Genomic DNA, 18,122 nt, shown 5'->3' with positions numbered 1-18,122 from the left:
TACAAACATGGTTGAGCACGTGCTGTTGCCCGTCGACGGATCAGAACACAGTGACCGGGCCTGTGAGGAGGCGTTCGAGATGTTTCCGGACGCGGCCATGCATTTGCTGTATGTCATCAGCCCGGCGGATACGACCACGACAGGGGAGGTTGCGACGTTCGATACGATGCCGACAGACTGGTACGAGAACGAACGCGACAGAGCGGAGCAGCTGTTCGACAAGATTGCGTCGCGCTCGTCCGAGCACACCTTCGAGCGTGCTGTCGTCGTCGGCCAGCCAAAGCGGGAGATCCTCCGATACATCGAGGACAACGACATCGACCACGTCGTCATGGGCAGCACGGGACGAGAGGGCGTCTCTCGTCTGCTTCTCGGCAGCGTCGCCGAATCAGTCGCCCGCCGCTCGCCCGTTCCGGTGACGATCACACGTTGATTGGATAGGCCGACTGCCATCCGTTCAGAAGATTGTCGCGTTCCGATAGACAGAGATGCCATCGTCGGTGAGTTCGTACGGCTTCATCTCCCGGGAGTGGTTGGCGTTTCGTATCTTCAGAATCTCGACGGCGAGTCGCGTCTCCTGGGACTCGCCGCGGACGTACTGGAGGATGAACACCGCGTCGGTCAGGTACTCGATGATCCCGTGTCGGGAGGCGTAGGCGTTCGACTCGCTGGCTTCGCTCGTGACGAACGTCGTCACGTTCGCCTTCTTCAGCGCGCGCGTGAAGTCGAACACCTCGGTCCGGCGCTTCGCGACGTCCTCGTACATCATCTCCAGCAAGGACACCGAGTCGAGGACGAGGCGGTCGGCACCGAAGTCACGGACGAGCTGTGGCAGTTCGCTCTGGATGCTGTTGAGGCTGTTGACCATCTCGACCGGGTCGAGATCGACGATAGCGAGGTCGCCGCTGTCCTCGTAGGCGGCGAAGTCCCAGCCCCACTCGTTCGCCGTCGCGAGGATGTCTTCACGGCTCTGCTCGAGCGTGATGAACACGCCGGGTTCCCCCTGCTGGAGGCCGTGGTTCAGAAACTGGAGGCCGAACGTCGTCTTGCCGGTCCCGGCGCTTCCGACCGCGGTGATCAGATGGCGCTTTGGAACCCCGCCGAGGATCATGTCGTCGAGGCCCTGAATGCCGATGTCGAGGCGGTCGATGTCCGAGTCGAACTCCGCCTCGTCGAACTCTGATTCGCCGCCCCCAAGCGACCCGAACCCCTCGTCGTCGAACAGACTCTCGTCCCCACCACCGAACGGATTCTCCGACGTCTCGTCGGACGCTCCGAAGGGATTTTCTGAGGTGTCTATCTCCTCATCAAATGGGCCCCCCTCGTCGCCCGTCTCCGGTGTCTCATCTGTGCTGGCTGTTTCCCTGTCAGACTCGTCCCAGCCGCCTTCGTCAGCGTCGCTCGCTGCCTGCTCGGCGCTGTCGTCCTCTTGAAATGCCCGCTCGAACCAGTCTTCTTCCGAGCTTTCGTCTTCGCTCACGTGTGTTCCCGGCCGACTGTGACCATCTGTGATATTACGCCCAGTACTGATTAAACTTGTCCGGGAAAGTCGCGCAAAGACGGCAAACGAGCCATACACTTATACAGGATGGCGGCCGCAGACGTACATGTGTCATCGGAGACAGAGACGGCCACGGTGCTAATCGTCGACGACGAGCGCAACGTGGCGGACGTGTACGCACTTCGTCTCGACGAGTACGACACGCGCGTCGCCTACAGCGGAGAGGAGGCACTCGAACAGTACGACGAAACGGTCGACGTCGTGTTGCTCGACCGCCGGATGCCCGACCTGTCCGGACGCGAGGTTCTCGAACAGATCCGGGCACGGAACGGGGAGTGTCGGGTCATCATGCTGACTGCCGTCGACCCCGGTCTCGACATCATCGAGATGCCCTTCGACGAGTATCTCTGCAAACCGATCGACAAGGCGGATCTCGTCGACGCGATCGAACGCCAGCGGGCGATCCAGCAGTACGACGAACAGGTCTCCGAGTATCTCGAACTCACGGCGAAACTCGCCACACTCGAATCTGAGCACTCGCCACAGCGTCTGGACGAACACGACGGGATAGCGCGTCTCCGAGAGCGCGCCGAGCGGCTCAAATCCGAGATGGACGGGACGCTCGGGGACGTCGACGTGATCGAGCGGTCGCTCCGCGATATCGACGAGACGGAGGTGGGCTAGACGGGTGATTCATCGAGCGATGCGGTGAACACGACGTATCCCCGAGCAGGTGCGACCGGGATCACGCGAACCCGGAACTGCTCTACCCCCTCCGTGGTCTCACAGGACAGTCGGCCGTCGAATCGGTCGCCCCGACTCGCCGCCTCGGCAGCACTCACACCCTCGCTCGTCATGAGCGCATGTTTCAGCGCTTCGTCTGCGAGCGAGGCTGTCGAGATGCCAAACGCGGCCTCGAATGCCGGGTTCACCGCTCGAACTGTCGGGCCGTCGCTGTCATCGTAGTACAGCATCGGGTCGGGGCTGGCCTCGAACAGGTCGACTGGCTCCGGGCCAGCCGAGTCATCCGCCTCGTCCATCTCGACGGTGACCGTCTCGGACCGGTCCGACTCTTCGCTGAGGACGACCAGCCGAACCATGGCACCCAGACCGCCGCCGACGGCAAATCCCGTGCCAAACCCCACCATGGGGTCGAGCCCCGACACCAGCACCGCTGTCGCGACCCACCCGAGTACCCCCACACCCAGACATCCGCCAGCGATCCAGAGGATGATGTCCACCAGATCTCGGTCGGCAACGGGTACCAAAAAAACGACCGCCGCGACCACACTGTCTTCCATCATGAACGGAATCTCCGCCCATTTGTTTAATTCTTTCGAGATGCACGATCCCCTGTCCGAATGGGTCACTGGGACCTAAAGCGAGTGTACAGGGACAATTATTCTCATATGAAAAACATTTGAACGACGCGCCTGGTCGGGTCCAGACCGCCGACACCGACTGACGGCTGCGTCGGTGCTGTCTCCGACGACACAACCGGTGGATTTTATGCGGTCTGTCGAATGACCAGAGATATGGTCGAGCCGTCCGACGAGATGCCCAGACATCAGGTCGTACTCACGCAGATGGGTGGCCTGTATCTGCTCGCCTTGCTTGCGCTCGCCGGACTCCAGTTCGGCGGCATCGTCGACGTGCTCACGCTGGGCCGGTTTGTCCTCCTGTTTTTCACCGGAACCGTGGTGCTCGCCGTGCTCGGACTGGTACTCGGAGAGTGAGTGCAGCGGTATCAACGGTCCGCTTCGTGGTCGAGTGCGGTCTCCCTGAGCCGTTCACAGCGGTCAGATTCGACAGTCAAGTCGGGAATCGGCGTCGGCTTGTGGTCCTCGTCGACGGCGACGAAGACGAACTGTGAGTGTGTCGTCTGCTCGCGGTCGCCGGTGTGTGGGTCCTCCCGAAACGCCTGCAGATGGACGCGAATGCTCGTCCGCCCAGTCGCGTAGGCGTAGGATTCGATGACGCAAGTTTCCCCCTGCGGTATCGGGCGCTCGAAATCCAGCCGGTCGATGCGGGCCGTCACGCAGGCCCCGCCAGCGTGGCGCATCGCCGACATCGCGCCCGTCTCGTCCATCCACTTGACGACGTTGCCCCCGTGGGCAGTGGCGTAGTTGTTGGTGTCGTTGGGCTGGACGCGCTCGCGGTTCTCGATGTACGTTTCGCTGATCGAGGCCATACGGGAATATCGGCCGAGCGAGACAAAAAAGCGATGTCGCGACGACAAACGTCACTCCGCAGAAAGCGACCGGTCCAGCCTGACAAATGTCATCTCGACACCGTCGATGGTCCGAGATTCGGCCCCGCGATCGCGATAGCCGCGTGTCTCGTAGAACGCCGTCGCGTTCGTCGAAGCCACAACCATGAGTTCCTCGACGTCGCTCATCCGCGCGCGCATCTCCAGTTGGCCGAGCAGCGACGAGGCGATTCCCTCCCGCTCGTGGTCGGGACGGACGAACAGCGCATCGATGCGACCCGCATCCGCGTTGAGAACGCCGTATCCGACGGGGTCGTCGTCGACCACGGCGAGCAGCACGTCGAACCGGTCGCTCTCGACCGCCTCCGCGAACGTCTCGCGTGCGTCGTCCGGTCGCCACGCCGCTCGCTCGTGTCTGTCGTAGTGCTCGTCGGCGATGGCGTCGATGGCCGCCCGCTTGATCCGGAGCAGGTCGTCGGCGTCGGCTCGCCGCGCCTGTCGAAACTGCAGATCCCCCATTCGTCTGCCTTTCTGCTGACTGGTACAAGAATCTTCGCCGCCAGTTTCAGCGAGTCGATCTGCCTTCCGTGCGCGCCTGTTCGCCAGCCTCGACAGCCGTTTCGAGCCAGTTTTCCTCCGGCGGCAGCGGACAGGAGAAGGTCTCGCTGTAGGCACAAAACGGCGAGTACGCGAGGTTGAAATCGACCGTGACAGTCTCGCCGTCGTCGAGTTCGCGCTCGGGTTCGAGTTCGAGATAGCGGCCATCTTTGTACGTCTGCTGGCCGGTCGTCTTGTCCCGGAATGGGACGAATATCGTCTCGTCGTCGAGCGACTGGCGATAGCCCGCGAGTTCGCGCTCGCCATCGAGATCGACGTGGAAGGTCACCACGCGCCTGTACTCGATCGTTCGGCCGTCGGAGGTCTCCATCTCGACTGTCTCGGGGTCGTCGTGGACCGTGACGGTCGCCTCGACGCGGTAGTCCGGGTCGGGTTCGAAGTACGGGAGCCCGTCGAAGGAGTCGCGCTCCTCAGGTGGGATCGGCGACTGGCGGTGCTCGGCCAGAAAGCGGTCCTTCTCGGCGCGGTGCTCGCGCAGTTCGTCCGCCCACGCGTCGGTGTCAGTCATATCCGTGCTTCGCTATGGGCGGGTATGAGTCCTGTGTCTGGGCGACGAGACTGCGCTGGGCGAGTAGGTCGCCGCGCCATCGAGAACGCGCGTTCAGTGTGTCAACAACAGCGTCTTCTCGTCGGTCCGGGCGATACAGAAGGCCGTTCCGGGGTCGCTGAAGGTGTTCGTGCGCTTTTCGCTGACGAACAGTCGGTCGAAGGGCTTGCCGCAGGCGGGGCAGGCGAACTCGTCGGCCCGGTTTTCGAGTTGCTTGGTCTCCCGGTCTTCCCGGATCAGTTTCAATCCGTGTCGGTAGTCGTGCATGTCGAACCCCTCCGAGATGTCGATCTGTTCCATGCGTTTCGGTATGGACACAGATGACCTTAGCCGCTTTCCTGCCCCCTCTGAAACAGGGGGTGCAAGCCTCAATTTGTGAGATCAGCACTCCAGCAACGGACCCGTAGTACGAATTTCAGACAAGAACATCGTGCAAGATGGGATTCGCATAGTCAGCACTCACCGGTCAGTGATCGTGAGCGATGTAGTGGATGGGTTTCTCTGGCGACTCAGATAAAAAACATCAGACAGTAATATTGTCCCAGTAATCGGTTATTGGTTCGTCTCGACGGAGTTCATGGACAAAACCAATATCGTGATCGTGTTCCCAAATGGCGTGTGCTTCCTTCTGTTCAGCATTAATGATCGGTTTACCGTATTTCCGATACCACGGTGAGTTAGCGAAGCCAGCCGCGAGTGAATATGCTAATTGAAGTCGCCCAAGGTCACCCGTATAACCTCGTATGTATGTCTCGTTGGGGAATTCAAGAATAAGTTCATCTACAATCTCCTCAAGGTAGTCTCCATAACCTACGGGACCGAATATTTCGCGGGATGCGGAGAGCACTTGGAGTTGATTCACTTCGTGGATGTCAGCAGGATCGCTGATCGTAATTTTGTCTATTTTCGTGTTGGGATATTGCCCGGTTAGTTCGAAACGTGACGGATCAAGGAAGACGAAGAGATGATCCTGGCCGATTGGAAAGTATATCTCTCGGCCCTCTGCCTGTGTGTTTGAGTTTTCTATAGCCTCTAAATCTCGCGCGAAGTACTGCGCTGACGGATTATCTGAGGTAATGAACGGGGTGTCGGAATCATTCTTAACAAGTAACCATCCCATGTGCTGGAGTTGCTCATGCCCTTCAGCAGCGTTCCGAACAAGGATTTCTTCCCACCCATCAGCCAAGGTCAGATCATCCCAGTTAGTAGTATTATCGACGTGATCGCCAAGCAGTCGCCTCACCTGATAGTGTCTCCGGGCCAGTGGGGTTCTATCCCCTTGGAACATCACAAACTGCGAGATCGTCGCAATTCCCTCCTTGTCGAGAACAGTTGTTTCCTGTAACTTCTCAAATGTTTGCTTAGCAGCATTTTCCATCTGATTGATTTCGTTTTGTTCCAACCAACCATCAGCGAAATCCTCTGTTGATGCCGCCTTCTTTGTAGGGTATCTATTATATGCAGTTCGATAGTCACCACCTTCATGCGTCTCTACAAGTGAATACCGAGAAATCAGACTTTCATTTGGCGGCGCAAGTAATCGCAGATATGATTGAGGAACGTAGTGCTCGTTAACCATTCACGGTAGATTGGTCGTTTAGGAAGTTAAATCCGGTCCGAGTGGCGAAGACAGTCTTATACCCACCTGCTGAACCCACCCTCTGTATCTTGCACACCTATTGAGAGATATCTACTAGTGTATAGGTAACCTGAAACGCCCGCATCCTATGTCTGTGTACTGTCCGGACTGAGAGCGAAAATCAGATCACCCCGTTCTGTCGGCGTGCGCGAAGGCGAACGCCCGGAGGAGTTTCGCCCCGAGCGCCGCCGCCTGCCCGTCGTCGCGGTCGTTGACCTCGACCACGTCGAATCCGACACACTGCGGGGCGACGGATCTGACCACATCGTGCATCGTCGTCGGGTCGAGACCGAAGGGCTCGGGCGTGCCAGTCCCCGGCGCGAAGCCGGGGTCGGCGGCGTCGATGTCGACGCTGCAGTAGGCGGTCTTTCCTTCGGGAGGTTCCCAGTCAGCTACCTCGTCCGGCGGGACGACGGTCACGTCGTCGTCCTCCGCGCGGTCGAACTCCACCTCGCTGCCAGAGCGCGCGCCGAGTACGACTGCTTCGTCGGCCACGTCGAGTGCGTGTCGGGTGACAGTCGCGTGGCTCAGCGGGTCCCCACGATAGGATTCGCGCAAGTCGAGGTGGGCGTCGAGACAGATGTACACGTCGGGGTCAGTTGCGCGAACGCCCGCGACGGTGACGGTGTGTTCGCCGCCGAGGACGAGCGGAGTCGTCCCCGAATCGTGGTACTCCGTGAGCACACTCTGCAGAAAGGTGAGATACTCCTCGGTGTCAGCGCCCGGGTGGATGTCGCCGTGGTCAGTCACCCCAAGATCCGGAAATCGAAGGCCGGTGTGCTGGTCGTAGGCCTCGAAGGAGTTCGCAAACTCCCGGATCCGGCGCGGCCCGAACCGCGCTCCCGGCCGAAAGCTCGTCGACGCGTCGAGCGGCGCGCCGACGACGGCGTAGTGTGTATCCTCGGGCGCGACGGTTCCGGCGAGTTCCATCAGACGATCTTTCGCTGCTCTTCGTACTCCAGAAACTCGATTTCGTCGTCAGCGGACAGGTTCTCGTCGTCGGCGCGCATCACGAAGTTCTCGTAGGTTTCTAGATCCATCACCTGAATCTCGCCGTCGCGGACGTCGATGATCTGCCCCTGCTTGCGGTTGATGATCGGCACCCACACCTTCGCGTCGACGGGTTGGGACAGCGAGCGCTTCTGCCCGTCGAAGACGCCCTTCGCGTCGATGCGTGCCTTCGCGCTCCCGTGTTTGCCCGGCTTCGCGGTGCTGTACGCCGTGATCTTGCACGGCGTGTCGTCGATCATCACGTAGCTCCCCTCGTCGAGTTCGCGAACCTCGGTCTGCTGTCTTGCCATGTCCCGCCGTTGTCCACCTGTCAGTATAAACCGTTTGGAATGGGGTCGCTCGGGACGGTCACGACCGCGGATCTGTCTCCTCGTCGGACGCACCATCCGAAACTGGTATCGAATGGCCGCCGTCGTCCGAGTCAGCGCGAGCGCGCTCGGTGTCCGCATGCGCGTCGAACTCCGTCGTGTCGCTGTCGTTGGCCCCCACGTCACCGAACCCCATCGCGTTCTCGGACTCTCGCTCACGCAGGCGCTGGCGCGTGAACTGTGGCTGTGCACGAATTCCCCGTCGACCGCGGAACGACCAGTACAGCAAGGCGAGGACGACCACCGTCGCAGCCCCGGTGACGGCCGCGATGGCGAGTTCCTCGAACGCGTACAGAATCGCCGTCGACACGGCCCCAGCGGCACCCCACATCCCGTAGATGAGCCGTCGAGCCAATCTGTCAAAGTGGTCGTCCGAGTCCTCGATATCCGCCTGCACGTGGAGGTTCTCCCGCTCGATTCGGTCGAGCGCGGATTCGAGTTTCGGCGGCACGCGAATCGACGCCTGCGCGGCGTCGGTCAGTTCTTGCCCCCGGTCGGTGAGATACTCCCGCACGCCAGCCTGGATGTACCCCTCCTCGCGGAGATAGTCGGTCGCGACCGAGATGAAATCGAAGTCGGGGTCGAGCGTGACACAAACCCCCTCGACGACGGTGGCGACGCGCAACACCAAGGCGAGATTCGAGGGAAGCCGAAGCGGGAACTCGTAGATGGTGTCCTCGACCTGCTGGATTATCTGCTGGACGCGGTACTGCTCGATGTCCTGTCCGCGCGCGTCGGCAATCGCCAGTTCCATCACGTCGCCCATCACTTCGCGGTCGGCCTCGGGCGAGAGCGTCCCCATCTCGATCAGCGCGTCGAGGATGGCGTCGATGTCCTGTCTGGCGATTGCGCCGTAGAAGTCGACGATGTGGTCTTGCACGTACTGGTCGACGTAGCCGCTCATCCCGAAGTCGTAGAGGACGAGTGTGCCGTCTGGCTGGACCGCGAGGTTGCCCGGATGTGGGTCGGCGTGAAAGACCCCGTCGTCGACGACCATCTGCATGTAGGTCCGCTGGAGTCGCTCTGCGAGTTCCGACCGGTCGATGCCGTACTCGTCGAGTCGGTCGGTGTCGGTGATTTTCGTCCCTTCGACGTACTCCATCGTGAGGACGCGCTCGGTCGAGTGACTCTCGACGATGGCGGGTATCTGGACCGCGTCGTTGCCGTCGAAGTTGGCCCGGATATCCTGCAGCATCTGCCCCTCCCGCTCGTAGTTCATCTCCTGGCGGATCGTCTTGCCGAACTCGTCAGCGAGCGTCTCCAGTGAAAACGAGCGCGAATCGTCGACAAAGCGCATCACGAGCGGGAGCAGCCAGCGAATGACGCGCAGGTCCGCCTCGACCAACTCCTCGACGCCGGGCCTGCGCACCTTGACCGCGACCTGTTGCCCGTCGACTCGCGCGAGATACACCTGCCCCAGGCTCGCGCCGCTTATCGCCGTCCGGTCGAAGTCTGCGAACTGCTCGTCGACCGGCCCCAGTTCCGACTCGATGACTTCCTCGGCGTCCGCCCAGTCGGCCGGGGGTACCTCGTCCTGTAGCTTCGAGAATTCGTCGATGTACTCGGGTGGGAGCACGTCGGGCCGCGTCGAGAGCAACTGTCCGAGTTTGATGAAGGTCGGCCCGAGCGTCAACAGCGAGTCGAGCAGCGTCGCTGCGCGCTTGCGACGCCGTGCCGACGACACCTGCCGACTGCGGCCAAAGAGCAGGAACCGATTTCTGTCGCGGGCGTAGGCGATAACCAGCGGAAAAAACTGCCAGCTGACCAGCAGAAACCGCCAGTATGCACGCAGATTCACCAGTCCGACACCTCTCCGTTACCCACCCTCGACCGGTATCGTCGTTCCCGACACCGCCGACTGCTTTGGCAATCGGAGTTCGAGAACGCCGTTCTCGATAGACGCCGCCGCCGACTCGCCGGTCGCGTCCGGCGGAGTCGGCAGCGTGATGTCGAAAAAGAGCGAGCGGTCCTCGGTGACGTATCGAAACTCCCCGGGGACGTCCTTGTCCCGGCGCGCTTCGATCTGTACCGATCCCATCTCGACGCGGGCGTCGATGGTCTCCGCGCTCGCCCCCGGCATGTCGATGACGATCAGATACGCGTCATCCCCTTCGAGCAGGTCTGCAAACACCGTGTCGGGCAGGTCGCGCATCGCCTCACGAAGCGTTTCCATACCTCGCCGTTAGGACGGAGCGGCGAAAAAGCCCCCGGTTGCGCGTGATTTGTTCACACAGACCGAGGCCAGTCAGTCGTTCAGGTCGTCCGATTTCGTGACGGAACGTCCCGGTTCGACCAGTTGCGATGACGAGCCGACACGAACTGGTTCGGACGCGTGTTCGTCGAGTTCGGTAAACGAACCGACCCGCTCGTGGCCCCGGGTGAACGGGTCCATGTGCTGGCTTCCCGGTTCGAGGCTGCTCCACTCCGTCGGTTCGCGCCGATTGACGTGTATCGCAGAGAGGTCGGCGTTCTGTGCAGCACCGATGTCGTTCGGGTCGTCGCCGACGAGCACGCCCTCGTGGGTGCTGTCGACGCCGAGTTCCTGCATGGCCAGTTCGACCGGGCCGGGATCCGGCTTCCAGCCCATCTCGTCGTTACAGCAGACGACAGTGTCGAACCAGTCGGCGATATCCAGCGAGTCGAGCACCGGTTTGGTGAGATGTGGCTGGCAGTGCGTGACGATACCGGTCGGCTGGTCGAGGGCGGGGACGAACGACGCCGCATCCGAGTACAGATGCGTCGCCGCCGCGCGCCGCTCGGGGTCTTCGACCTCGTGAAAGACCGCCCAGAACCGTTCGGGGCTGACACCGGCCGCGGTAAGCACTCGCTCGCGCTCGCCTGCGAAGCCGTACCACAGCGCCTCCCGTTCCCGTTCCGAAAACGAAACGTCGAGTCGTCGGCCCACCGCACCGAAGACGTCCTGAATGTACGACTGCTCCGTGTCCACGACCGTTCCGTCGAGGTCGAGCAGCCAGAAGTCGTACGCGCTCGCTCCCATCTGTTGTCTACTACGGCAGGGGGCCAAATAAGGACTTCTGTCAGCGTCGTTGGTGCGGTGGCTACGCCTCGATGCCGACTTCCGGTCGCTACGCCTCGACATCGAGGTCTGCAGCCGTCCGTATCCGGACGCTGACCGGTTGCTTGACGAACTCTGCAGTGTCGGCGACGACGAACTGCCCGACACCGCGCTGTGCGGCGACGTCCAGGAGTCGCTGGTCGAGCGTCCCATCGAGAACGACCGACTGGGGCGTCTCCTCCGCCGACGAAAGCAGGTCGAACGCGCTGTCCGCCGGGCCTTCCGCCAGTGCAGCGCAGTCCGCGTCGAGTAGTCGAACAGTCCCCATGCTCTCGTTGACGACAGTCTGGACGTGCCCCGCGAGCGTCTGTGGCTCGCTCGTCTCCGCGGCCACCGACGTCAGTTCGTTCTCGCCCTCTGTGTCTTCAGTCGCGTCCGCAGCGACGCCACTCTGTGCCTCCGCGACCTCTGCTGTCGCACCTTCCCCGTCCGTCGCCGCTCTGGGTTCCTGAGCGTCTGCTGCTGTGCTCGCGTCGTCGTCTTTCGCCGTCTCGGTTTCCTCGTCGTCATCACTCACCGCGCTCTCGTCACCACTCCTAGTAGCGGCGTCGGCAGTGTCCGACAGTGGTGCATCGCCATTCCGACTGGCGGAACCGTTCTGCGACTCGGCTGGTTCGCTTTCCTCGTTCGGTGCTTCTCGCCGTTCGTCGGCCACCGCATCGACGACGCCGTCTTCGGATGCTGTGGCGTCATCTTCGGCTGGAGTCGGGGATGACTCCGATTCACACTCCGCAACCGGGTCCGACCCATCGAACGTCTCGCGTGGGGTTCGCCCGTCTGCAATCTGGTCGGAGGGGAGTTTCCGCCGGAGTGCAGCGAGGATCTCCGCGCGGTCGAGGTCCTCGACCGAACGGCCGGTGGGCGCGAAGGCGACATAGTCGACGTCGCCGACCTGTTCGAGTTCGCGCAGGATGAGGTCGCCGCCACGGTCACCGTCGAGAAAGGCCGTCACGGTCCGTCCGGCAGTGAGTCCAGCGACCGCGTCGGGGATGTCCGTCCCCTCGACGGCGATGACGTTTTTGATCCCGACTTCGAGCAGGCGACGGACGTCCGCCCGTCCCTCGACGATGATGATCGCGTCGCTGTCGGCAACGCGCGGGCCTGCTGGCAACCCCTCGAAGTTCGTGACCTGCTCGACGCGAGCGCGCTGTCTGACCTCCTCGACGAGTTCGTCGCTAGTCATCGTCGTCTCCTCGAACGCGGTGAGCAACTCGCTTGCCCGGTCGACGAGTTCGCGCCGCTTTGCCTCCCGGGCGTCCTCGATATCCCTGACCGTACATTCGGCGCGACAGGGACCGACGCGCTCTATCGTCTCCAGCGCAGCCGCTAACACGGCCGTCTCGACGCGGTCGAGACCGCTCGCGACGGTGACTGTCCCGAACGACCGCCCGCCCTCCGACTCGATGTCGACGTCGATATGACCGACCTTCGAGGACTCGCTCAGATCTCGCAAATCGAGTTCGTCGCCGAGCAGCCCCTCCGTCTGCCCGAAGATAGCGCCAACGACGTCACTTCGCTCGACCACCCCGCTCGTCCTGATGTCTGCGTGTATGAGATATTTTGGTGTATCCTGCATGATTGATCTGCCCCGTAAGAGGCTGTTGTGTCGCCATGAGTGTGCTCATGACGGCCTCCTCTAATCTATCAACGCGGAAATAGCTGGCGACGCGCTTCGCTGAGTAAGAACGCGATTCGCTTCGAGTGGGGCTTTCGTTGCGGGGTCTGATACTGCTGGCTGTACCATTTTGAACGAATTCGCCACCCCGGTGTGGCGAATATCTGTACGAACGTACAGCCAGCAGTATGAGTGATGGAGGCTGCTAACCCGAACTGTCTTGGCAGTGGTAGTGGTAGACGTTCACATGCGCTATTATCAGTTCGAGGTCGACGGAACCCGACGGCTTGCCGTTCGCGCCGACGGGCAGATGTACGACCTGCGTTCGGCGCGGCCGCGACTGCGAACGTTCGGTGACTTGCTCCGGGCGGCGTCGATCAGCGACACGCCAGTCGATACAATCGCTGACAGACTTCGCTCCGACGCCGCCACCATCGAGGACCCGGACGTGAGGGTGCCACTCGACGCACAGGAGGTCTGGGCCGCGGGCGTCACCTACCAGATAAGCGAGGAAGCACGAGAAAGCGAGAGCGGCATGCCCGAGATGTATCTCGACGTCTACGACGCCGACCGGCCGGAACTGTTCTTCAAGGCGACGCCCAGTCGGACGGTCGGCCCCGGCGAGGCAGTCGGGATCCGCGCCGACGCCGAGTGGTCGGTTCCGGAACCGGAACTCGGTGTCGTCCTTTACGAGGGGGAAATCGTCGGCTACACGATTGGCAACGACATGAGTAGCCGCGACATCGAGGGGGAGAACCCGCTGTATCTCCCACAGGCGAAGGTGTACGACCGGTCCTGCTCGATCGGACCCTGTGTCCGCTCGGCCGACTCGCTCGACGACCCCCACGACTTGGAGATGTGGATGACCATCGAGCGCGGGGGAGCGGTCGTCTTCGAGGACGCGACCACCACGGGGAAGATGGCCCGGAGCGTCGAGGAACTCGTCGACTACTACACGCGCCACAACGCGGTGCCCGAACGCGCCGTGCTGTTGACCGGCACCTCGCTCGTGCCTGAAGACGACTTTACGCTTCAGTCGGGGGACGTGATCGAAATCGGCATCGAGGGGATCGGCGTTCTCAGAAACGCCGTCGTCACGGTGTGATTCTGCCATCGTGGGATGGGTTCGTTCGGCCGCTCGCGGCGCGAACGACCGTAAGGTCTGTGTGCGGTGAGCGTCGATTGTGGGTATGACTCACGAACGACGGAACTACGTCGACGGCGAGTGGGCGGACGCCGAGAGCGGCGAGACGTTCACCACGCGAAACCCCGCAGCGCCCGACGAACGGGTGGCGACGTATCCTCAGTCCAGCAGCGCAGACGCAACCGAAGCGGTCGAGGCCGCCGCGCGCGTCGCACCCGAGTGGGCCGACACGCCCGCACCGGAGCGTGGCGCAATCCTTCGCGGCGCGGCGGGGGTACTCGACGCGCGCAAGCAGGAACTGACCGAACTGCTCACCACCGAGGAGGGAAAGACCCACGCCGAGGCGAGCGGCGAGGTCCAGCGCGCGGTCGACATCTTCTACTACTACGCCGAGAAGGCCCGTGATCTGGGCGGGACGATCAAGTCCCCAAGCGGTCGAGACAAGACGCTGTACACGGTCGACGTGCCGGTCGGCGTCGCCGCGCTGATCACTCCCTGGAACTACCCCATCGCGATCCCCGCGTGGAAGATCGCACCCGCACTCGCGACCGGCAACACCGTCGTCCACAACCCCGCCTCGACCGCGCCCGGCGTCGGCGTCGCCATCTTCGAGGCACTCGACGAGGCCGGGATCCCAGACGGCGTGGCGAACGTCGTGACTGGCCCCGGGTCTGTGGTCGGTGACGAGTTCGTCACCCACGACGACGTCGATGCCGTCTCCTTCACGGGGAGTTCGGACGTCGGTGAGATGGTCTACGAGAAGGCAGTCTCGAACGGTAAGCGCGCACAGACGGAACTCGGGGGGAAGAACCCGACCGTCGTCTCCGACACCGCCGCCGTCGAGGAGGCCGCCGACATCGTCGCGAGCGGCGCGTTCGGTGTCACCGGACAGGCCTGCACGGCCTGCTCGCGGGCCATCGTCTACGCCGATGTCTACGACGAGTTCGTCGACGCAGTCGCCGCGGAAGCCGAATCCATCGCGGTCGGTCCCGGCGACAGCGCCGAGATGGGGCCACAGGTCACCGAGAGCGAACTCGAGGGGACCCTCTCGTACATCGAGGGAGCCAAAGAGGACGGCGCGACGCTCGTCGCTGGCGGACGCGAACTCCGGGGGACAGACGACTACGGCGACGGCTACTTCGTCGAACCGACGGTGTTCGCAGACGTCGACCCTGGAGACACGCTCGCCTGCGAGGAAGTGTTCGGCCCCGTGCTCGCCGTGATCGAAGTCGAGGACTTCGAGGACGCCCTCTCGGTGGCAAACGGCGTCGACTACGGACTCTCCGCCTCCATCGTCACCGACGACCACACCGAGGCAGAGCGCTTCGTCAGCGAAGTCGAGGCGGGCGTCGCGAAGATCAACGAGAAGACGACCGGTCTCGAACTGCACGTCCCCTTCGGCGGCGTCAAGCGCTCCTCCAGCGAGACCTGGCGCGAGCAGGGCGACGCCGGGATCGACTTCTACACCATCGAGCGGACCGTCTACGACAACTTCTAGGCGTTCTGGTCTGGCGGAACGTTCGTGGCGATGATCTCGTCGACCTCGTCGCGGTTCGCCGCATCGCTGTTTATCGCGCGAGTCGCGCCCTCACGTTCGACGAAGAATCCGGCGTCGTCGTAGCGGTCGTACATGACGCCGCTGTTGCTGAGGATGACGTGAACGTCCATCGCATCCAGTTCCGTCGCGACCGAGAGCAGGCGCGTCTGGTCGTCACGCCCGAATCCGGCCGCCGAGTACTCCGTGAACGATGCGGTCTGGCTCATGGGTTCGTAGGGCGGATCGAAGTAGACCAGATCCCCCTGCTGGGCCGCGTCGAGGACGTATGCGAAGTCCGTGTTGCATATCTCGACGATTTCCAGAAGGTCACTCGCCGCCCGGATCTCCGCTTCGCGCACCCAGTCCGGGTCGCTGTACCGCCCGATGGGGACGTTGAATCCCCCGTCGCTGTTCTCGCGGTACAGACCGTTGTAGCAAGTGCGGTTGAGATAGCAAAGCAGGGCGGCCTCTTCGAGTTCGTCGTAGTCGTCGCCGTAGGGTCGGTCGTTGAACAGCGCTCGCTGCTGGTAGTAGTAGACCGTAATCTCGGAGCCCTTCCGGTCAGTCTCGGCAAATCTGCGGTCGGGGTCGGTGTCCGATTCGGGGTCGTCGAACGAGCGGAGGCGGTCGATGAGTTCCTCGGGTCGGTCGCGCACCTGTCGGTAGAAGTTGACGAGGCGGTCGTTCGTGTCGTTTATCGAGCCTGCCACGGGTTCGCAGTCGAAAAACAGTGCGCCGCCGCCGAAAAACGGCTCGTGATACCGGTCGTACGTCTCGGGGAACCGCTCGTAGAGGCGGGGCAGTAACTGCCGCTTCCCGCCCGCCCACTTCAGCACTGGCCGTGCCATCGTCTTGTACCGAGTGGTGGGTCACAACACATAAACGTGCTCGCTTTCCCCTGCCGTTTCTCGCGGACGTTGATCTCCGTTGTGTGATTATTCAAGTGATAAGAACTGACTTCAGTGTGTAGAAGTGTCATACAGTATGGACGTTGTACAAAACGAAATCACGAAGACAATTCACAAGCGCGAAAAGGAGGGATCACACAACCAGACTGCGTGCGGGGTCACACGAAACACTACCGCCGACAAGTTCCAGGTAATTTCCGTCGACCTTGCAACGACTGAATATGACTCCAACAAGTGCGGTCGGTGCTTCGATGACGCGGGCGGATACTGATACTGTCGGCGATCCCACTCCGAACCCTGTTCAGCACCCCTACTGGGCGAGTATATCTCCGAACGAACAGCTGGCAGTATGACGAACTCCGTGTCTGTGGTCGACTCCTTTCGCTACGCGCAGTCGCACATCCGCTGTCGGTTGCGGACACCCATCTACGCCCTTTAATATCTGGGCGATAGATATGCCCGTATGGACACCAACATTTTGCTCGTCATCCTCGACTCGGCGCGGGCCGAGAACATGAGTCTGTACGGATACGAGCGCGAGACGACGCCGTTTCTGGAGGAGTTCGCAGAGCGGTCGACGGTGTACACGCAGGCGAGAGCGCCCGGGATACACAGCATCGCAAGTCACGTCAGCATGTTCACCGGGGACCACGTCGACCAGCACGAAGCGCTCAACCACACCGCACAGATCGATCCTGAGCGCTCTATCTGGACCGAACTGCACACCGACTTCGGGTACGAAACCGGTCTCTTCACCAACAATCGTATCGTCTCGAACGCATCGAACCTCGGCGAGCACTTCCAGTACCAGTTCAACCCCGACTACTCGCTCGCGAAGCGTCTCGAAAACACACTCGGCCACCCCGCCATCGAAAAGGCGTACTTCCGGCTCGAAGACACGGCCGCACGGATCGGCCGCTTCCTGTCGTCGCTGACCGGCGGCCGAGTCGGGTCCGCCGTCGACGGAGTGCGCGCCCGTCTCGGCGGCGCGAGCGGTGGAACGGACAACCGCGCCCCGGAGGGCGGATTCAAGACGCTGTACGGCGGCGAGTTCACCGAAGGCTTTCTGGACTGGCAGTCGACGCAAGACGGCTCCTGGGCCGCCTGTATCAACCTGATGGACACCCACTCGCCGTTTCACCCCGAACCCGAGTTCGACCGCTGGGCCGACGCGGACGACTGGGACACACAGGCGAACGATCTCCCGAGTGTCAGAGAGACACTCGCGGGCGAAGGCTGGGACCGACTGCAATCGCTCGAGCCACTGTACGACGGAACCATTTTGCAGGCAGATACGATTCTGGAGAACCTGGTCGACGAACTGGAATCGCGGGGGGAACTCGACGACACCCTGCTGATCATCACGAGCGACCACGGCGAAGCCTTCGGCGAGGAGAGCACCCTCGATCCCGACATCCGCATCCGCGACCACAAGTGGGGGGTTCCTGAGGCGCTGACGCACGTCCCTCTTCTCGTGAAGTATCCCGGCCAGACCGACGGATGCGTCGTCGACGAGGTGGTCTCGCTGACCGATCTGCCCGCGCTGATGCGTGCGACGGCAGAGGACGCTGAGGATATCGAGGAGTCGCTGCTCGCGCCCGAGATAGTGCTCGCGTCGACGTTCCGACTGCCCGAGGCGAAGACGACGAAGTACGCATCGGTCGAGGGCGTCGAGAACTACGTCGGCCCGTGGCGGGCGGTGTACGAGGACCACGACGGGACAGTGCGAAAGTACGCCAGACACGGCGAGGACAGCGTCACGCTCGATATCGATGGCCCCGGCGAGGTCACCGTCGTCGAACGCGACGACGGCGGCCGGGTCGCGGAGGTGTACGACCGTCTCGAGAAGAGTGGTGTCCTGACGGAGCGAACGACCGAAATCGACGACGAACTCGAAGAGAAACTCGAAGATCTCGGATACATCCGCTGACGGGTTGGTTTCTCGAGCG

The 18,122-nt window shown here is 62.2% G+C and carries 20 protein-coding genes; 6 read left to right on the top strand and 14 right to left on the bottom strand.

Annotated features, from left to right (window positions below):
• The first annotated feature begins 7 nt into the window (after positions 1-7).
• The gene (locus ACMGFL_RS02320; RefSeq protein WP_436933922.1) at positions 8-433 is read left to right on the top strand and encodes a universal stress protein; all 426 of its coding nucleotides are present in this window, start codon (positions 8-10) and stop codon (positions 431-433) included.
• Positions 434-457: 24 nt separating this feature from the next.
• Here ACMGFL_RS02320 and ACMGFL_RS02315 read toward each other — a convergent pair whose 3' ends face one another.
• Positions 458-1,480 (bottom strand): KaiC domain-containing protein, encoded by a 1,023-nt coding sequence (locus tag ACMGFL_RS02315; RefSeq protein WP_436933921.1) that lies wholly within the window; start codon positions 1,478-1,480, stop codon positions 458-460.
• Between the two features lie 129 nt (positions 1,481-1,609).
• Between ACMGFL_RS02315 and ACMGFL_RS02310 the strand changes: the two genes are divergently transcribed.
• Positions 1,610-2,185 carry a response regulator transcription factor gene (locus ACMGFL_RS02310; protein ID WP_436933920.1) on the top strand — a complete coding sequence of 192 codons (576 nt, stop codon included), beginning with the start codon at positions 1,610-1,612 and terminating at the stop codon, positions 2,183-2,185.
• Here ACMGFL_RS02310 and ACMGFL_RS02305 read toward each other — a convergent pair.
• A complete protein-coding gene (locus ACMGFL_RS02305) occupies positions 2,182-2,802 on the bottom strand; it encodes a PAS domain-containing protein (protein WP_436933919.1) in 621 nt (206 codons plus the stop codon). The two genes, ACMGFL_RS02310 and ACMGFL_RS02305, sit on opposite strands and share 4 nt — an antisense overlap.
• A 234-nt stretch (positions 2,803-3,036) precedes the next feature.
• Here ACMGFL_RS02305 and ACMGFL_RS02300 point away from each other — a divergent pair, with 234 nt between their 5' ends.
• Entirely contained in the window at positions 3,037-3,237 is a 201-nt protein-coding gene (locus ACMGFL_RS02300; RefSeq protein WP_436933918.1) for a hypothetical protein, read from the top strand.
• Between the two features lie 11 nt (positions 3,238-3,248).
• Here the strand turns inward: ACMGFL_RS02300 and ACMGFL_RS02295 are convergent, their stop codons facing one another.
• The 11 genes from ACMGFL_RS02295 to dnaG all read right to left on the bottom strand — a co-directional run bounded on the left by ACMGFL_RS02295 (position 3,249) and on the right by dnaG (position 12,545).
• On the bottom strand, positions 3,249-3,692 hold the full coding sequence (locus tag ACMGFL_RS02295; RefSeq protein WP_436933917.1) for an acyl-CoA thioesterase: 444 nt from the start codon (positions 3,690-3,692) through the stop codon (positions 3,249-3,251).
• Positions 3,693-3,743: 51 nt separating this feature from the next.
• Positions 3,744-4,229 (bottom strand): GNAT family N-acetyltransferase, encoded by a 486-nt coding sequence (locus ACMGFL_RS02290; RefSeq protein WP_436933916.1) that lies wholly within the window; start codon positions 4,227-4,229, stop codon positions 3,744-3,746.
• Between the two features lie 46 nt (positions 4,230-4,275).
• Positions 4,276-4,836, bottom strand: coding sequence for a DUF1684 domain-containing protein (locus ACMGFL_RS02285; RefSeq protein ID WP_436933915.1), 561 nt, complete (start codon positions 4,834-4,836; stop codon positions 4,276-4,278).
• A gap of 93 nt (positions 4,837-4,929) precedes the next feature.
• Positions 4,930-5,175 carry a DUF7385 family protein gene (locus ACMGFL_RS02280; protein WP_436933914.1) on the bottom strand — a complete coding sequence of 82 codons (246 nt, stop codon included), beginning with the start codon at positions 5,173-5,175 and terminating at the stop codon, positions 4,930-4,932.
• A gap of 223 nt (positions 5,176-5,398) precedes the next feature.
• The gene (locus tag ACMGFL_RS02275) at positions 5,399-6,454 is read right to left on the bottom strand and encodes a DUF4238 domain-containing protein (protein ID WP_436933913.1); all 1,056 of its coding nucleotides are present in this window, start codon (positions 6,452-6,454) and stop codon (positions 5,399-5,401) included.
• Positions 6,455-6,640: 186 nt separating this feature from the next.
• Positions 6,641-7,444 carry an arginase family protein gene (locus ACMGFL_RS02270; protein WP_436933912.1) on the bottom strand — a complete coding sequence of 268 codons (804 nt, stop codon included), beginning with the start codon at positions 7,442-7,444 and terminating at the stop codon, positions 6,641-6,643.
• A complete protein-coding gene (locus tag ACMGFL_RS02265) occupies positions 7,444-7,815 on the bottom strand; it encodes a translation initiation factor IF-5A (RefSeq protein ID WP_436933911.1) in 372 nt (123 codons plus the stop codon). Before ACMGFL_RS02265 ends, ACMGFL_RS02270 begins: the two co-directional genes overlap by 1 nt.
• A 58-nt stretch (positions 7,816-7,873) precedes the next feature.
• Complete coding sequence (locus ACMGFL_RS02260; protein WP_436933910.1) at positions 7,874-9,691, bottom strand: ABC1 kinase family protein; 1,818 nt, start codon at positions 9,689-9,691, stop codon at positions 7,874-7,876.
• 18 nt (positions 9,692-9,709) lie between these two features.
• Entirely contained in the window at positions 9,710-10,066 is a 357-nt protein-coding gene (locus ACMGFL_RS02255; RefSeq protein WP_436933909.1) for an Hsp20/alpha crystallin family protein, read from the bottom strand.
• Between the two features lie 72 nt (positions 10,067-10,138).
• Positions 10,139-10,891, bottom strand: a complete 753-nt coding sequence (locus ACMGFL_RS02250; RefSeq protein ID WP_436933908.1) for an HAD family hydrolase — start codon at positions 10,889-10,891, stop codon at positions 10,139-10,141.
• A gap of 88 nt (positions 10,892-10,979) precedes the next feature.
• The gene (gene dnaG / locus ACMGFL_RS02245; protein WP_436933907.1) at positions 10,980-12,545 is read right to left on the bottom strand and encodes a DNA primase DnaG; all 1,566 of its coding nucleotides are present in this window, start codon (positions 12,543-12,545) and stop codon (positions 10,980-10,982) included.
• Between the two features lie 286 nt (positions 12,546-12,831).
• Between dnaG and ACMGFL_RS02240 the strand changes: the two genes are divergently transcribed.
• The gene (locus tag ACMGFL_RS02240) at positions 12,832-13,689 is read left to right on the top strand and encodes a fumarylacetoacetate hydrolase family protein (protein WP_436933906.1); all 858 of its coding nucleotides are present in this window, start codon (positions 12,832-12,834) and stop codon (positions 13,687-13,689) included.
• An 85-nt stretch (positions 13,690-13,774) separates the two neighbouring features.
• Positions 13,775-15,226 (top strand): 2,5-dioxovalerate dehydrogenase, encoded by a 1,452-nt coding sequence (gene xacF / locus ACMGFL_RS02235; RefSeq protein ID WP_436933905.1) that lies wholly within the window; start codon positions 13,775-13,777, stop codon positions 15,224-15,226.
• Here xacF and ACMGFL_RS02230 read toward each other — a convergent pair.
• Positions 15,223-16,113, bottom strand: coding sequence for a DNA adenine methylase (locus tag ACMGFL_RS02230; RefSeq protein WP_436933904.1), 891 nt, complete (start codon positions 16,111-16,113; stop codon positions 15,223-15,225). The two genes, xacF and ACMGFL_RS02230, sit on opposite strands and share 4 nt — an antisense overlap.
• 523 nt (positions 16,114-16,636) lie before the next feature.
• On the opposite strand from ACMGFL_RS02230, the gene ACMGFL_RS02225 reads away from it, so the two are divergent.
• On the top strand, positions 16,637-18,103 hold the full coding sequence (locus ACMGFL_RS02225; protein WP_436933903.1) for a sulfatase-like hydrolase/transferase: 1,467 nt from the start codon (positions 16,637-16,639) through the stop codon (positions 18,101-18,103).
• The last annotated feature ends 19 nt before the right edge of the window (positions 18,104-18,122 follow it).

The sequence above is a fragment of the Halovenus marina genome, assembly GCF_051414115.1.
Taxonomy (GTDB): Archaea; Halobacteriota; Halobacteria; order Halobacteriales; family Haloarculaceae; genus Halovenus; species Halovenus marina.
This window is presented reverse-complemented; position numbering and strand designations above follow the sequence as displayed.

Bases quoted from the DNA above. Each gene is read 5' to 3' on its own strand.
- ACMGFL_RS02265 (WP_436933911.1), bottom strand. From the start codon at position 7,815: ATGGCAAGACAGCAGACCGAGGTTCGCGAACTCGACGAGGGGAGCTAC.
- ACMGFL_RS02240 (WP_436933906.1), top strand. From the start codon at position 12,832: ATGCGCTATTATCAGTTCGAGGTCGACGGAACCCGACGGCTTGCCGTT.
- ACMGFL_RS02300 (WP_436933918.1), top strand. From the start codon at position 3,037: ATGGTCGAGCCGTCCGACGAGATGCCCAGACATCAGGTCGTACTCACG.
- ACMGFL_RS02280 (WP_436933914.1), bottom strand. From the start codon at position 5,175: ATGGAACAGATCGACATCTCGGAGGGGTTCGACATGCACGACTACCGA.
- ACMGFL_RS02320 (WP_436933922.1), top strand. From the start codon at position 8: ATGGTTGAGCACGTGCTGTTGCCCGTCGACGGATCAGAACACAGTGAC.
- ACMGFL_RS02270 (WP_436933912.1), bottom strand. From the start codon at position 7,444: ATGGAACTCGCCGGAACCGTCGCGCCCGAGGATACACACTACGCCGTC.
- ACMGFL_RS02250 (WP_436933908.1), bottom strand. From the start codon at position 10,891: ATGGGAGCGAGCGCGTACGACTTCTGGCTGCTCGACCTCGACGGAACG.
- dnaG (WP_436933907.1), bottom strand. From the start codon at position 12,545: ATGCAGGATACACCAAAATATCTCATACACGCAGACATCAGGACGAGC.
- ACMGFL_RS02275 (WP_436933913.1), bottom strand. From the start codon at position 6,454: ATGGTTAACGAGCACTACGTTCCTCAATCATATCTGCGATTACTTGCG.
- ACMGFL_RS02290 (WP_436933916.1), bottom strand. From the start codon at position 4,229: ATGGGGGATCTGCAGTTTCGACAGGCGCGGCGAGCCGACGCCGACGAC.
- ACMGFL_RS02225 (WP_436933903.1), top strand. From the start codon at position 16,637: ATGGACACCAACATTTTGCTCGTCATCCTCGACTCGGCGCGGGCCGAG.
- xacF (WP_436933905.1), top strand. From the start codon at position 13,775: ATGACTCACGAACGACGGAACTACGTCGACGGCGAGTGGGCGGACGCC.
- ACMGFL_RS02255 (WP_436933909.1), bottom strand. From the start codon at position 10,066: ATGGAAACGCTTCGTGAGGCGATGCGCGACCTGCCCGACACGGTGTTT.
- ACMGFL_RS02230 (WP_436933904.1), bottom strand. From the start codon at position 16,113: ATGGCACGGCCAGTGCTGAAGTGGGCGGGCGGGAAGCGGCAGTTACTG.
- ACMGFL_RS02285 (WP_436933915.1), bottom strand. From the start codon at position 4,836: ATGACTGACACCGACGCGTGGGCGGACGAACTGCGCGAGCACCGCGCC.
- ACMGFL_RS02305 (WP_436933919.1), bottom strand. From the start codon at position 2,802: ATGGAAGACAGTGTGGTCGCGGCGGTCGTTTTTTTGGTACCCGTTGCC.
- ACMGFL_RS02295 (WP_436933917.1), bottom strand. From the start codon at position 3,692: ATGGCCTCGATCAGCGAAACGTACATCGAGAACCGCGAGCGCGTCCAG.